17 protein-coding genes are annotated in these 15,395 nt (G+C 39.2%); all 17 read left to right on the forward strand.

The genetic code is table 11. The annotated features are described in order from the left end of the window. Positions 1-76 precede the first annotated feature (76 nt). Entirely contained in the window at positions 77-1,198 is a 1,122-nt protein-coding gene (gene wecB, locus AEA09_RS17650; RefSeq protein WP_053585463.1) for a non-hydrolyzing UDP-N-acetylglucosamine 2-epimerase, read from the forward strand. Positions 1,199-1,736: 538 nt separating this feature from the next. Next, entirely contained in the window at positions 1,737-2,108 is a 372-nt protein-coding gene (locus AEA09_RS17655) for an ATP synthase subunit I (RefSeq protein WP_053585266.1), read from the forward strand. Between the two features lie 34 nt (positions 2,109-2,142). Next, positions 2,143-2,856 (forward strand): F0F1 ATP synthase subunit A, encoded by a 714-nt coding sequence (gene atpB, locus AEA09_RS17660; protein WP_053585267.1) that lies wholly within the window; start codon positions 2,143-2,145, stop codon positions 2,854-2,856. A 79-nt stretch (positions 2,857-2,935) separates the two neighbouring features. Further along, positions 2,936-3,160, forward strand: coding sequence for a F0F1 ATP synthase subunit C (gene atpE / locus AEA09_RS17665; RefSeq protein ID WP_004269474.1), 225 nt, complete (start codon positions 2,936-2,938; stop codon positions 3,158-3,160). A gap of 181 nt (positions 3,161-3,341) precedes the next feature. Further along, the gene (gene atpF / locus AEA09_RS17670; RefSeq protein WP_053585268.1) at positions 3,342-3,869 is read left to right on the forward strand and encodes a F0F1 ATP synthase subunit B; all 528 of its coding nucleotides are present in this window, start codon (positions 3,342-3,344) and stop codon (positions 3,867-3,869) included. Beyond that, the gene (locus AEA09_RS17675; RefSeq protein ID WP_053585269.1) at positions 3,866-4,402 is read left to right on the forward strand and encodes a F0F1 ATP synthase subunit delta; all 537 of its coding nucleotides are present in this window, start codon (positions 3,866-3,868) and stop codon (positions 4,400-4,402) included. Before atpF ends, AEA09_RS17675 begins: the two co-directional genes overlap by 4 nt. A gap of 29 nt (positions 4,403-4,431) precedes the next feature. Then, complete coding sequence (atpA, locus tag AEA09_RS17680) at positions 4,432-5,940, forward strand: F0F1 ATP synthase subunit alpha (protein WP_053585270.1); 1,509 nt, start codon at positions 4,432-4,434, stop codon at positions 5,938-5,940. 51 nt (positions 5,941-5,991) lie between these two features. Continuing rightward, positions 5,992-6,849: an ATP synthase F1 subunit gamma gene (gene atpG, locus AEA09_RS17685; RefSeq protein WP_053585271.1), complete on the forward strand. Its 858-nt coding sequence runs from the start codon at positions 5,992-5,994 to the stop codon at positions 6,847-6,849. Between the two features lie 50 nt (positions 6,850-6,899). Further along, on the forward strand, positions 6,900-8,315 hold the full coding sequence (gene atpD / locus AEA09_RS17690; RefSeq protein ID WP_053585272.1) for a F0F1 ATP synthase subunit beta: 1,416 nt from the start codon (positions 6,900-6,902) through the stop codon (positions 8,313-8,315). A gap of 24 nt (positions 8,316-8,339) precedes the next feature. Further along, entirely contained in the window at positions 8,340-8,747 is a 408-nt protein-coding gene (locus AEA09_RS17695; protein ID WP_053585273.1) for a F0F1 ATP synthase subunit epsilon, read from the forward strand. Between the two features lie 179 nt (positions 8,748-8,926). Next, a complete protein-coding gene (locus tag AEA09_RS17700; protein ID WP_053585274.1) occupies positions 8,927-9,166 on the forward strand; it encodes a DUF1146 family protein in 240 nt (79 codons plus the stop codon). Between the two features lie 567 nt (positions 9,167-9,733). Then, positions 9,734-11,038, forward strand: a complete 1,305-nt coding sequence (gene murA, locus AEA09_RS17705; RefSeq protein WP_053585275.1) for a UDP-N-acetylglucosamine 1-carboxyvinyltransferase — start codon at positions 9,734-9,736, stop codon at positions 11,036-11,038. Positions 11,039-11,150: 112 nt separating this feature from the next. Then, entirely contained in the window at positions 11,151-12,086 is a 936-nt protein-coding gene (spoIID, locus tag AEA09_RS17710; protein WP_053585276.1) for a stage II sporulation protein D, read from the forward strand. 37 nt (positions 12,087-12,123) lie between these two features. Beyond that, a complete protein-coding gene (locus AEA09_RS17715) occupies positions 12,124-12,777 on the forward strand; it encodes a M23 family metallopeptidase (protein ID WP_053585277.1) in 654 nt (217 codons plus the stop codon). Positions 12,778-12,959: 182 nt separating this feature from the next. Continuing rightward, the gene (locus AEA09_RS17720; RefSeq protein WP_010858004.1) at positions 12,960-13,220 is read left to right on the forward strand and encodes a sporulation transcriptional regulator SpoIIID; all 261 of its coding nucleotides are present in this window, start codon (positions 12,960-12,962) and stop codon (positions 13,218-13,220) included. 200 nt (positions 13,221-13,420) lie between these two features. Next, on the forward strand, positions 13,421-14,416 hold the full coding sequence (gene mreB, locus AEA09_RS17725) for a rod shape-determining protein (RefSeq protein ID WP_053585278.1): 996 nt from the start codon (positions 13,421-13,423) through the stop codon (positions 14,414-14,416). Positions 14,417-14,537: 121 nt separating this feature from the next. Next, positions 14,538-15,371: a flagellar hook-basal body protein gene (locus AEA09_RS17730; protein WP_053585279.1), complete on the forward strand. Its 834-nt coding sequence runs from the start codon at positions 14,538-14,540 to the stop codon at positions 15,369-15,371. Positions 15,372-15,395 lie beyond the last annotated feature (24 nt).

Below are 15,395 nucleotides of genomic sequence, written 5' to 3' on the forward strand. Positions count from 1 at the left end.
AATAATCTTAAGAAACGTCCTTCGATTTAGAAGGGCGTTTCATAGTATAGAAAAACAAAGGACGGTGCAAATTGTTTTGATGAAAAAGTGGAAAGTGATGACGATTTTTGGTACGAGACCAGAAGCTATTAAAATGGCGCCACTTGTGCTCGAACTACAAAAACATCCTGAACAAATTGAATCTATCGTAACCGTAACAGCGCAACATCGCCAAATGCTTGACCAAGTGTTAGATACATTTAACATTACACCAGACTATGATTTAAATATCATGAAGGACCGTCAAACTTTAATCGATGTGACAACAAATGCATTACAGGGTCTCGACAAAGTTATGAAAGAGGCACAGCCTGATATTGTATTAGTTCATGGTGATACTGCAACAACTTTTATCGCAAGTTTAGCGGCGTTTTACAATCAAATTGCGATTGGACACGTGGAAGCAGGTCTTCGTACTTGGAATAAATATTCACCATACCCAGAGGAAATGAACCGTCAGCTAACAGGTGTTATGGCAGATCTTCATTTTGCACCTACAGAAGTCTCGAAGAAAAATTTACTGGATGAAAACAAAAATGCCGACACAATTATAGTGACTGGCAATACGGCAATTGATGCTCTAGCAACGACTGTCAGTGAAAATTACACTCACCCTGTGCTTGAGGAAATGGGTAGCGATCGTATGATTTTATTGACAGCACATCGCCGTGAAAACTTAGGTGAGCCGATGCGCCATATGTTCCGGGCGATTACACGTATTTTAGCTGAACATGATGATGTACAAGTGGTATATCCGGTACATATGAATCCAGCTGTACGTGAAATTGCCAATGAAATTTTAGGAGATAATACGCGCGTACATTTAATTGAGCCACTTGAAGTATTTGATTTCCATAACTTTGCGGCAAATTCGTATATGATCTTAACGGATTCTGGAGGCGTGCAGGAAGAAGCACCATCACTAGGTAAGCCAGTACTTGTATTGCGCGACACAACAGAACGTCCTGAAGGTATTGCAGCGGGAACTTTAAAACTAGCGGGTACTGAAGAAGAAACGATCTATACATTAACAAAGCAGTTGTTAAATGATACAGAAGCATATGATGAAATGGCAAAAGCTTCGAATCCTTATGGGGACGGGCATGCATCAGAACGTATTGTAAGTGCACTAATAGAATTTTTACAAAAAGGCAAGTAATATACTAGTTCGAAGGTTGAAAATGAACCAAAAGTACTTTTTTTAATAATGAAGCTAATTTACGAGCGAAATAATGTCGTAAGTTAGCTTTTTTTTGCAAAATATCGAAAATGAAAATGTTAAATTTAATAATTCATACACAAATTTGTCAAGAATTTGACAAGGAGATAGTGGTTGTGAAGTTTTTCTCCTTTACTAATTGACTTCAAATATCACCTATTGTATGCTTACAAAGGGTAAGAATGACAAGGGTTTCTATTCGTTAATAGTACAGTTGGAACGCTTGTTATATCAAGTTTCTACTAAATTGACAGTTGAAACGAAATTGTCGATTTGCAACGTTTTGTGCGTTTCGGTTAAACACCGATATAAGTAAGAGTAGTAAGATATTTTCTTGGACTTTACTGATGTAACTTCGAGGTAACACTGCGATTACTTTTACGCTGTGAGTAGTTTGTTCACTGCTCTTTTCTGATTTCACAAAGTGGTCAGCAAACGTTTCTTTACTCGAAAAAATGATTCAGGAGACTACAAACCAATGCTAGATTTGCATCACATTTTTGCTGTGCAGAAGAGAGCGTTATTTTTTTTGCTCGCACTTTGCGCATTAGGCTGGGGCTTCACGTCCTATCAGACTATATTTGCAGGCATCGCAATCGGTGCATTCTTTGGTACGTATAATTTTTGGATTTTAGTTCGACGTATGGACAAGTTTGATCGTTCCATTAGTGAAGGGAAGAAAATAGGCTCTCTTGGTACAATGCTTCGCTTTGGATCAGGTGTAGCGGCAGTCGCTATAGCCATTTCGTTGCCAAACTATTTTCACTTAATTAGCACGGTCATAGGGCTAATGATTCCGTACGTTTTTCTCTTTATCGAGAGATTTGTATCTCATGTAAGGAACCACTAATGTGCATTATTAGAAAGAGAGGTGAAAAATAACAATGAATCACGAAGCTCCGTTATGGACACCAGTCAGTTTCTTAACTTTTAACTTATCAACGGTTATGATGTTACTAGTTGCAGCGATTGTCGTTTTCTTAATTGCCTTTATCTCAACTAGAAACTTGAAGCTAAAGCCGACTGGTATGCAAAACTTTATGGAATGGATTATGGATTTCGTAAAGAATATCATTCAAAGCAACATGGACTGGAAAACTGGTGGCCGATTCCACATTTTAGGTATCACGCTTATTATGTTCATCGCCGTATCTAACTTATTAGGTCTTCCATTCTCTATTGTTTATGGACATACGCTTTGGTGGAAATCACCAACAGCTGACCCAACAGTTACGATGACGTTAGCTACTATGATTTTAGTACTGTCTCATTACTACGGTATTAAGATGAAAGGGACAGGACATTATGTTGGTACATTCTTCAAACCAATGTCGTTTATGTTCCCACTAAAAATTGTTGAAGAATTTGCGAATACGTTAACGTTAGGTCTACGTCTTTACGGTAACATTTATGCAGGTGAGATTTTACTGACGTTAATTGCAGGTTTAGCAACATCTAGTGCACTTGGCTTTGTAGGGGCAATCGTTCCTATGATGGCATGGCAAGGTTTCTCTATCTTTATCGGCTTAATCCAAGCCTTTATCTTCACTATGTTAACAATGGTTTATATTTCTCATAAAGTGAGCGATGACCATTAATATAAAGCATTGATAGAATCTCTATTTTAATGCTTGAAAAACAAAAAACAATAAACAATTCCAAGGAGGAAATAATTCAATGACAGGTTCATTAGGTTTATTAGCAGCAGCAATAGCAATCGGTTTAGGTGCACTAGGTGCAGGTATTGGTAACGGTCTTATCGTTTCAAAAACAGTAGAAGGTATCGCTCGTCAACCAGAAGCACGTGGCGTTCTTCAAACTACAATGTTCATCGGGGTAGCTTTAGTTGAAGCATTACCGATCATCGCAGTAGTAGTAGCTTTCATCGTAATGAACAAATAATTCAGTGCAAACTGAGTTTTAGTTAGTGGCGAAGTAGGATTCACCTGATGAAACTTCGCCCTTCATTTTGGAACAGATAAAAGCTATGTGTATATATAGCTTTTTAAAATAGGTAAATTTCCTAGCAATATTCACAAATTACTATGTTGAAGTCAAAGCTCTTGAAGGGAGTGAAACAATCGTGTTTTTAGATTATCTTGTACTAGGTGCAAGCGCTGTGGAACCTAAATTTAACAGTGGCGACATCGCTGCTACGTTAATCATCTTCCTAGCGTTAATGGTTCTACTTAAAAAGTTCGCTTGGGGTCCACTTATGGGTATCATGCAACAACGTGAAGAATTAGTGGCTAGTGAAATCGAAGCAGCTGAAAAAGCTCGCAAAGATTCTCATCAATATTTAGAAGAACAAAAGAGCCTTCTTAAAGAAGCTCGTACTGAAGCACAATCGATTGTTGAAGGCGCTAAGAAACAAGGCGAATTGCAAAAAGAAGAAATTCTTACAACAGCTCGCAATGAAGCTAACCGCTTAAAAGAATCGGCTGTACGTGAAATCGAGAATGAAAAAGAGAAAGCTATCGCAGCAGTACGTGAAGAAGTCGTTTCATTATCTGTACTTGCAGCATCTAAAGTCCTTAGCAAAGAAATTTCTGAGGCAGACAACCGTGCTCTTATTGAAGAGACGATTGCGAAGGCAGGGGAAGCTCAATGAGTAATTCAACTGTAGCAAAACGTTACGCTCTAGCGCTTTTCGAACTAGCGCAAGAAAAAAACCTTCTTGCTGAAGTTGGAGCAGACTTAAAGGAGTTAACAAAAGTATTAGAAAGTTCACCAGAGCTTCTTACACTTTTAGGCGCCCCTAAGTTCTCTATCGAACGCAAAAAACAAATGGTAGCAGAAATCTTTGCAGGTAGCACAGCTGAGTTTATACACACAATCCAACTTCTTGTTGAGAAAAAACGTATTAACGAAGTGAAAAACCTAACAGAGGCGTATGTAGATCTTGCAGCTAAAGCTCAAGGCACAGCAGAAGCTACTGTTTATTCAACACGTGCTCTTTCAGCTGAAGAAAGCGAAAGCATCTCAGCTGCATTTGCAAAACGTGTGGGTAAACAATCATTAACAATTACAAACGAAATTGACCCATCATTAATTGGTGGTATTCGTATTCAAATCGGTAACCACATTTATGACAGCTCTGTTGTAAGTAAACTTGAACGTCTAAAACGTGAATTAATCGGTTAATATCTTAGAAATGTGAGAGGTGACACTACATGGGCATCAAAGCTGAAGAAATCAGCGTGCTGATCAAACAACAGATTGAAAATTACGAATCTGAGCTTAAAGTAAGCGAAGTTGGTACAGTTATCCGTATTGGTGACGGTATCGCCCTTGCTCATGGCCTCGACAACGCCATGGCTGGAGAACTTTTAGAGTTCTCTAACGGTGTTATGGGTATGGCTCAAAACTTAGAAGAAGGTAACGTAGGTATCGTTATTCTAGGTCCATACACAGACATCAAAGAAGGCGATGAAGTTCGTCGTACAGGTCGTATTATGGAAGTACCAGTTGGTGAAGAACTAATTGGCCGTGTTGTAAACCCACTTGGTCAACCAGTGGATGGACTAGGTCCTATCAACACTACAAAAACTCGTCCAATCGAAAGCCCTGCTTTCGGTGTAATGGCTCGTAAATCAGTACACGAACCATTACAAACAGGTATCAAAGCGATTGACGCTCTAGTGCCAATCGGTCGTGGTCAACGTGAGTTAATCATTGGTGACCGCCAAGTAGGTAAAACTTCTGTAGCGATCGATACTATCTTAAACCAAGCTGGCGAAAACATGATTTGTATCTACGTTGCTATCGGTCAAAAAGAATCAACTGTACGTAATGTAGTTGAAACTTTCCGTAAGAACGGTGCATTAGATTACACAATCGTTGTAACTGCAGCTGCATCTCAACCAGCTCCATTATTATACTTAGCGCCATTTGCAGGTGTATCAATGGCAGAAGAATTCATGTTACAAGGTAAACACGTATTAATCGTGTATGATGATCTTTCTAAACAAGCATCAGCTTACCGTGAACTTTCACTTCTTCTTAAGCGTCCTCCAGGTCGTGAAGCTTATCCTGGTGACGTATTCTACTTACACAGCCGCTTACTTGAACGTGCTGCTAAGTTAAATGAAACGTATCAAAACGGTTCAATTACAGCTCTTCCATTCGTTGAGACACAAGCTGGGGATATCTCTGCATACATCCCAACTAACGTAATCTCAATCACTGATGGACAAATTTTCTTACAATCTGACTTATTCAACTCAGGTGTACGTCCAGCGATTAACGCCGGTCTTTCTGTATCACGTGTTGGTGGATCTGCTCAAATTAAAGCAATGAAAAAAGTTGCGGGTACACTACGTCTTGACTTAGCTGCATTCCGTGAGCTTGAATCATTTGCTCAATTTGGTTCAGATTTAGATAAAATCACACTTGCTAAACTTGAGCGTGGTAAACGTACGGTTGAAGTTCTTAAACAAGACCTAAACAAACCACTTAAAGTTGAAAAACAAGTTGCAATCCTTTATGCACTAACTAAAGGCTATTTAGATGATATTCCAGTACAAGATATCGTTCGTTTCGAAAGAGAATTCTTAAGCTGGTTAGATACAAACCACACTAACGTTTTAGATCATGTTCGTACTACTAAAGAACTTGCATCAGACGCTGAGTACGAAGCAGCAATAACTGCATTCAAAAAAACTTTCGCTAAATCTGAATAAGTTCGAAGCTAGTTGAATCTCGATTAAAAAACAAAAGGTGGTGAAATACCAGTGGTAAACTTACGCGAAATAAAAGGTCGTATTAATTCTACAAAGAGTACGAGACAAATTACGAAAGCGATGCAGATGGTTTCTTCTTCGAAACTACGTCGTGCAGAGCAAAACGCTAAAGCGTACGTTCCTTACATGGAAAAAATCCAAGACGTAGTTGGCGCTATCGCAACAGGTACGAAAGACAGTGGGCATCCAATGTTAACTGCTCGTCCTGTAAAGAAAACAGCTTACTTAGTTATTGGTTCTGACCGTGGTCTAGCAGGGGCTTATAACTCAAGCATCCTTCGCCAAGTACAACGTACAATTAACGAGCGTCATAAATCAAAAGACGAATACGTGATTTTAGCAGTAGGTCGTGTTGTTCGTGATTACTTTGTAAAACGTGATCATAATGTTGTCAGCAGTGTTGTTGCTCTTCCTGACCAACCTACATTTGCTGATATTAAAGAAATCGCTCGTAATGCTGTTGGTATGTTCATTGATGGTACGTATGATGAACTTTATATGTACTACAATCACTTCGTAAGTGCTATTCAAAACGATGTGACAGAGAAAAAACTTCTTCCATTAACGGATATCGCACCTGCTAACACAAGTGCTTCTTATGAATTTGAGCCATCTGGTGAAGCAATTCTTGAAGTACTACTTCCACAATATGCGGAAAGCTTAGTATACGGCGCAATCTTAGACGGAAAAGCAAGTGAACATGCTTCTCGTATGACGGCTATGAAAAGTGCAACAGATAATGCTTCTGATCTTATTTCAGACTTATCATTGCAATACAACCGTGCACGTCAAGCGGCTATTACACAAGAAATTACAGAAATCGTTGGTGGAGCTGCAGCCTTAGAATAGGCTAAAGCTTCCCAATGTCGTATAAGAATACGATAGGAGGGTACACAGTAATGAATAAAGGACACGTTCAACAAGTAATGGGTCCAGTTGTTGACGTAAAATTCAGCAACGGTCAATTACCAGCAATCTATAACGCATTAACTGTTAAGATTGAACGTCCGAATGAAGAAGCAACAACTCTAACATTAGAAGTTGCACTTCATTTAGGAGATGATTCTGTTCGTACAATTGCAATGTCATCTACTGATGGCTTACAACGTGGAGCAGAAGTAACAGACTCAGGAAAAGCTATCTCAGTACCAGTTGGTGAAGCAACTCTAGGACGCGTATTTAACGTACTAGGAGAAGTAATCGACTTAGGCGAAGAGATTCCTGTAGATGCTCGTCGTGATTCAATTCACCGCGAAGCACCAACTTTCGACGAACTTTCAACTACAGTTGAAATCCTTGAAACAGGTATTAAAGTAGTAGACTTATTAGCACCTTACATCAAAGGTGGTAAAATCGGTCTATTCGGTGGTGCCGGTGTAGGTAAAACTGTATTAATCCAAGAACTAATCAATAACATCGCACAAGAGCACTCAGGTATCTCTGTATTCGCTGGTGTAGGTGAGCGTACTCGTGAAGGGAACGACTTATTCTTCGAGATGAGCGATTCAGGCGTTATTAAGCAAACTGCGATGGTATTCGGCCAAATGAACGAGCCACCAGGCGCACGTATGCGTGTAGCATTAACTGGTCTTACAATGGCGGAATACTTCCGTGATGAGCAAGGTGCAGACGTACTTTTATTCATCGACAATATCTTCCGTTTCACACAAGCAGGTTCTGAGGTTTCTGCCCTATTAGGTCGTATGCCTTCTGCGGTAGGTTACCAACCAACACTTGCTACTGAAATGGGTAAATTACAAGAGCGTATCACATCTACTAACAAAGGTTCTGTAACTTCTATCCAAGCGATTTACGTACCAGCCGATGACTATACTGACCCGGCTCCGGCTACAACTTTCGCCCACTTAGATGCAACAACTAACCTTGAGCGTAAATTATCTGAAATGGGTATCTATCCTGCGGTTGACCCATTAGCTTCGACTTCTCGTGCATTATCACCTGAAATCGTAGGCGTAGAGCACTACGCAGTAGCTACTAGTGTACAACGTACAATCCAACGTTACCGTGAATTACAAGATATCATTGCAATCTTAGGTATGGATGAGTTATCTGATGAAGATAAACAAACAGTAGAACGTGCTCGTCGTATTCAATTCTTCTTATCTCAAAACTTCCACGTTGCGGAGCAATTCACTGGTCAAAAAGGTTCTTATGTACCTGTTAAAGAAACTGTTCGTTCATTCAAGGAAATCCTTGATGGCAAATGGGATCACTTACCAGAAGATGCTTTCCGTCTAGTTGGATCTATTGATGAAGTAGTTGAAAAAGCGAAAAGCATGGGCGTAGAGGTTTAATACTAGGGACGAGGAGGAAAAAATATGAAGACAGTAACAGTCAATATTGTCACTCCCGACGGCCCGGTATACGATTCTGAAGTTACAATGGTTATCGCTAAAACAACTTCAGGTGAAATTGGTGTTCTTGCAGGCCATATTCCTATGGTAGCTCCACTTGCTATTGGAGCAGTGAAGCTTAAAAAAGAAGACGGTTCTACTGAACTTGTAGCTGTAAGCGGTGGTTTCATTGAAGTTCGTCCTGAGAAGATTTCGATTTTAGCTCCTTCTGCTGAAGCAGCAACTGACATCGATCTTACTCGTGCAAAAGAAGCGTTAACTCGCGCTGAAGGACGTATTCAAAAGAAACAAGATTCCATTGATTTCCAACGTGCTGAGCTAGCTCTAAAACGTGCGTTGAATCGTATCAACGTTCGTGAGGGTAATATGTAATTCAATTTTTAACGGGCAGATTCGTTCTGCCCGTTTTTTAATATGATTCAATAAAAATTCTTCCCTATTAGTGGTGGGGTGAATACAAGTTGAGTGTTCAGTTCAGTGGATATGTAGAAACTACTGAATCACGTTAAAGCCTGGGGAAATTTAATATAGGTTGAAATGGAGGAAACTACGTGGAAATTTATGAAGCAGTAGGGCAGGAGGCCTTAATTGGCATTTTGTCACATTTATTTTTTATTGCTATTACTTTTTACGCTTTGCAAGCCTTCATGGTAGAGAAATTATTTAAAAAAAATAAAGTATTCCAAATACAGTTGATCTACATTTTACTTAGCATTGCGATTGGCACGCTCGTGTCGAATTTTTTCTTGCAATTTTCTGGTTGGTCAGGGCAACTTCAGTACTTGTTTTAACATGATTCGTTAAACGTTTTTGTATCGAAAGCACAGGAGAAGTTCAGACATGAATCATGTTAAATCCTTTGGCGTCTGTCACAGTTTTTTGCACGAAATTGATGCGACAGTAGCAGATGTTTTTTGTACCGAAAGCGTTAGCCGCAGATACAATTACACCTTGGTATAATGGATAAAAGTATTACATGTTTTGTAGGGCTACACAAAAAACTGTGTGGCCCTAGAAAGCAAATAGTAATATTGTGATAAAAACGGTAAGAAATTTAGATTAACGGAAAGATATAGTAATAAATCAATAAAATCACGTTTCAACCAAATAATTATTGGATAAATATAATAAATAAACCATTTGTTACTTTTATTTTCACATTCACAAAAAAAAGAGTACGTGCGTACAATAAATAAATAGCAAAATATCAAAAAATGACTTAAAATAGTGATTTGGGCGCTTGAACGAGCGTGAAAAAAATTGTACTATATAATTGTTTGTTTATAAAAATGACATTATACATCTTATGATAAATAAGATTTTCATAGGTTGAGAGATTGAATTCGGAGGGACGTACGGTGGATAAAATAATAGTGACTGGCGGTCAAAAGTTACACGGAACAGTGCGTGTAGAAGGCGCTAAAAATGCAGTTTTACCGATCCTAGCAGCAGCGTTACTTGCTTCTAAGGGAGAGAATGTAATTAAAGAAGTCCCTAATTTAGCAGATGTCTATACAATTAATGAAGTACTTAAAAGTTTAAATGCAGATGTAACATATATTCCTGAATCAAATGAAGTATATATTGATGCAACGAAAGAACTTTCAAGTGAAGCACAGTTTGAATATGTAAGTAAGATGCGCGCATCTATTTTAGTCATGGGCTCACTACTTGCACGTAATGGGTATGCACGCGTAGCATTGCCAGGTGGTTGTGCAATTGGTTCTCGACCGATTGAATTACATTTAAAAGGTTTTGAAGCAATGGGTGCGAAGATATCATTTGGACATGGCTATGTAGAGGCAAAGGTAGAAGACCGTTTACAAGGGGCAAATGTTTATCTAGATTTCCCAAGTGTAGGTGCAACTGAAAACATTATGACAGCAGCAGCCTTAGCAAAAGGTACAACAGTTATTGAAAATGCGGCGAAAGAGCCTGAGATTGTAGATCTTGCTAATTTTATTAATAGTATGGGTGGTCGTGTCATTGGCGCGGGGACAAATACGGTTCGAATTGAAGGCGTTGAAACATTGTATGGTACGGAGCATTACATTATTCCTGACCGTATTGAAGCTGGTACATTTATGGTGGCAGCAGCAATTACAAAGGGCGATGTGACGATTGAAAATGCTATACCAGAGCATATGACAGCATTAATTGCTAAAATGCGTGAAATGGGCGTTGAAATTATAGAATTAGACGAAGGATTACGAGTAAGAGTAACAAAACCCTTAAAAGCTGTAGACATTAAAACGATGCCACATCCTGGATTCCCTACGGATATGCAGTCTCAAATGATGGCACTATTGCTAACAGCTGAAGGTACTGGCATTATTACAGAAACTGTTTTTGAAAATCGTTTTATGCATGTAGAAGAATTTAGACGTATGAATGCCGGGTCGAAGATTGAAGGACGCTCTGTGTTTATCGAAGGACCAACAAAGCTACAAGGTGCTGAAGTGGCAGCTACAGATTTACGTGCAGCAGCAGCACTTGTATTAGCAGGTCTTGTATCTGAAGGGATTACACGCGTGACGAAGCTTCATCACTTAGACCGTGGCTACGTTGATTTCCATGGCAAGTTAGCTGCATTAGGCGCAGATATTGAACGTGTGACAACACTTGAAGTTGTGCCGGGGAAATCTACGCAAACAACTATTTAAATAGCAATTTAGTTATGCTGAAACGGAAACCTCTACATATATAATAGTAGAGGTTTTTTATATTTTCTAGATTCTTACGCATATGTCATGAGAAAATAGCATATTATTTCTTATGAAAAAATGGTTAATGACAATTGGCGTTTTTTGTATGGTTGGTGCATTATATGCACTTCCAGTGGCATTTGGTGAGAGACGAGTAGAAGAGAGCCCTCAAAAGGCTGAAGATGCTGATTGCAAGATTTTTATTGAGGTAGAAGGCCAATCTGAAAAGATTCCCCTTGAAACATACATTACGGGTGTTGTAGCAGCTGAAATGCCAGCTTCCTTTCATAAGGAGGCGTTAAAGGCACAGGCCATTGCTGCTCGAACGTACGCATTGAAAACGACAAATTATGGCGAAAGGGCAATTGCTCCAACTGTAGCTAGGCAGGTTTACTATGATGAAACGAAGAGAAAGAGCAACTGGAATTCAGATTTCCTGGGAAATGAGAAGAAAATTGTCGAAGCTATTGAAGAAACGAAAGGACAAGTTCTCCTATATAATAGTGAATTAATTACTGCCATGTTTCATTCAACAAGTAATGGTAAAACAGAAAGTGCTTATGGGTATAGCGGCAATGAGTTAGCCTATTTGCAAAGTGTCGCAAGTATGTCTGATCAGTCATCTCCGAAATTTGCTGCAATGCGAGAATTTTCATTAGATGAATGGAATGCATTATGGAAAGTAAAATGGCAGTCTAATGACTTCAAACGCGTTCAACTTACTTTAAATGCTTCAGGTCGTGTAGAGAAGCTTCAATTAGGGAATGATGTATGGACTGGTCGAGAGGTAAGGACACTATTGCAACTTCCTTCAACAGATTTTGAATTTTCGTTTGATATAAGTACCCAGAAAGTATATGTAAGTACAAAAGGATATGGTCACGGAGTTGGTATGAGTCAGTACGGCGCAGAAGCTATGGCAAGTAATGGTAGTACATCCACGGAAATTTTACAGCACTACTACCAACAAATAGAAATAAAAAAAGTGGATGCATGTTTAAAATAGTTACTAGTTGTTTACACTGCAACTAGAGGTGATGAAAATGAGAGAAGACAAAAATAGTCAACCTTCTCAAAAAGGACAATGGCAGAAAAAACCTTGGTTTTGGCCAGCTATATATGCTGGAGGAGCTATAATGCTAGCTGTGATGTTATTTGGTTATAATGCACTCGTTACAAAAGTAGAAGAGGCACCATTACCAGATTTAGCACAAGTAGAGCCAAACCCGGTTGTAGAAACAAATGCACGAACTGAGAAAATGAAGTATCCATTCAAGGAAGAAAATCTCGATAAAGTGCAAATTTCACAAGAGTTTTATGAAGTAAAAGCTGATGCAAAAGTACGTGAAAAAGCTTTAATGGTATTTAACCAAACATTTACGACATCTACTGGTGTTTCACTTGCGATGAACGGTGAAGAGTTTGAAGTTGTTGCAGCTTTGAGTGGGAAAGTACTAGAAGTAAAGCTTGATGAATTTACGGGCAATAAAATTATCCTGGAGCATCCAAATGGCCAGCAAACGCACTATAGTTCTGTGAAGGACATTTTAGTTAAGCAGGGCGATCAGGTGACACAAGGACAATCAATTGCTACTGCAACAGAAAATGAATGGAATCAGGCTGCTGGTGTTCATATGCATTTTGAAGTGCTAGAAAACGAAGTCTATGTTAATCCTAAAACATTTTTAGCTTTCTAAGTTTCAGAGGGCATTACGCCCTCTGAATAAAGCTAAAAGCTCCAAATACACCAAGGCGAATTTACTCGTAAAATGCAATTTTTGTTCTGAATGGCTTTATCCTTACATAAGGTGAAGAAATGCGCAGGCGAGCTTCAGATGCCCAAGCCATTTTGTGAAATTTTGTGGAAAGGACGAAGAACGTGCACGAGCACATTCGGAAGCGCTGCATTCGCCTCGGTGAATTATTGATTGAGACGCGTGAAACTGTGCGTGTCCTCGCGAAAATGACAGGTTATTCGAAAAGTACGGTACACAAAGATCTGACGGAAAGATTACCAACAATTCACGAAGGATTAGCTGAGCAAGTAAAAGAGATTCTTGCCTACCACAAGGCCGTACGCCATATTCGTGGAGGAGAGGCAACTAAGAACAAATGGAAAGAAAGAGCGAGTCAAGAATGATTCGTTCTTTTTTTGCTTTTTCTGAAGCATTTCATCTCACTTTGTACATAATTTAGGAAAAAGGGTATGTAACTTTATTCGTATACATTATCTTCCTTGAAATTTAGGTGAAATTACCAGTAGATTATGATAAAATATTCTAGATAAATAGATAAAATCGAACGTAATGTAGTTGGAACTGGTGGGAAGGAGAAAATTGAATGTTTTCAAAAGATATTGGCATTGACTTAGGAACTGCGAACGTATTAATTCACGTAAAAGGTAAAGGGATTGTCCTAAATGAACCATCTGTGGTGGCAATCGATAAAAAAACAAATAAAGTACTAGCTGTGGGGGAAGAGGCTCGCCAAATGGTAGGACGTACTCCTGGTAATATTGTAGCTATTCGTCCATTACGTGATGGGGTCATTGCTGATTTTGACGTAACAGAAGCAATGTTAAGACACTTTATAAATAAATTAGATTTAAAGGGCTTTTTTTCGAAGCCACGTATTTTAATATGTTGTCCAACGAATATTACGAGTGTCGAGCAAAAGGCTATTCGTGAAGCTGCTGAAAAGTCTGGTGGTAAAAAAGTATACTTAGAAGAAGAACCAAAAGTTGCTGCGATTGGTGCAGGCATGGATATCTTTCAACCGAGCGGCAATATGGTTGTTGATATTGGTGGAGGTACGACGGATATTGCAGTGCTGTCGATGGGCGATATTGTCACAAGTGAGTCTATTAAAGTAGCTGGTGACGAGTTTGACAATGATATTTTACAATACATTAAAAAAGAATATAAATTGCTTATTGGTGAGCGTACTGCTGAAGCGATTAAAATGACAATCGGTACAGTATTTAAAGGTAGTCGCAGCGATTCTATGGATATTCGGGGTCGTGATATGGTGTCAGGTCTACCGCGTACAATTAGCATTCATTCCGATGAAATTGAGCGCGCTCTACATGAATCGGTTGCTTTGATTGTGCAATCTGCAAAAAACGTGTTAGAAAAAACACCACCAGAATTATCGGCAGATATTATCGATCGCGGTGTTATCATTACCGGTGGTGGCGCGTTACTTCACGGTATAGATCAATTACTAATTGAAGAGTTAAAGGTACCTGTGTTTATTGCAGAGCACCCAATGGATTGTGTAGCAATCGGTACAGGCATTATGCTTGAAAATTTTGACCGTCCACCTGCAGGTTTTTAAGAAGCAGCCTACTTGAGCCCATCTAGCCTTGCCAAGCGCTTGTCACTTGAAGAATTGAAGTGAACTTGAAAGGTTGGCGCTTTAGCCTAAATATGAGATAAAATAAGACGAGGTGATTCCTATGTTTAAAGGGTTTTATACAGTAGCAACAGGTATGATTGCTCAGCAAAGAAGAACTGAATTACTATCAAATAACTTAGCAAATGCTAATACACCAGGCTTTAAAGCAGATCAGTCCTCAATCCGTTCATTCCCAGATATGTTGTTATCAAGTGTTGGTAAAACGAACGCATCTGCAAGTCAACAAGCCGGTTCGCAATATATGAGTCAAGTCGGTGCGCTAAATACAGGTGTTTATATGCAAGAAACATCACCCAACTATGTCCAGGGGCAAATTTATAGCACAAATTTAACAACGGATATGGCATTAATTGATGGCTATTTACCGCAAAATGAAGACGGCGTAACAGGTTCGATTTTCTTCCGCTTAGAACATCCTGAGGGCGGCGAGGCCTACACACGAAATGGGAACTTTACATTAGATGGCCAAGGTTATTTAGTAAATCCACAAGGGTTATATGTGTTATCAGATGCAGGGCAACGTATTCAATTGCAAAATGATGATTTCCAATTAGATGAAAATGGATCTATTTATGTGAATAATCAGCAAGTAGCACGTGTTGGCGTATCATATGCAGCGAACCCAAACATACTACAAAAACAGGATAACGGCTTACTTCGCATGCAGGATGGTGGGGATTTACCGACTGCTTATGGTACAGATGGTGTAAACTTTACACTACGTCAAAACTATTTAGAAGGATCCAATGTAGATTCTTCACGTACGATGACGGATTTAATGACGGCATACCGAGCATTTGAGGCGAACCAGAAAGTCTTGCAGGCTTATGATCGTAGCATGGAAAAGGCTGTTAACGAAATCGGTAAAGTATAATAAGCAATAGGGAGGCGTTTTCGA

The sequence above is a fragment of the Lysinibacillus contaminans genome, assembly GCF_001278945.1.
GTDB classification, from domain to species: domain Bacteria; phylum Bacillota; class Bacilli; order Bacillales_A; family Planococcaceae; genus Lysinibacillus; species Lysinibacillus contaminans.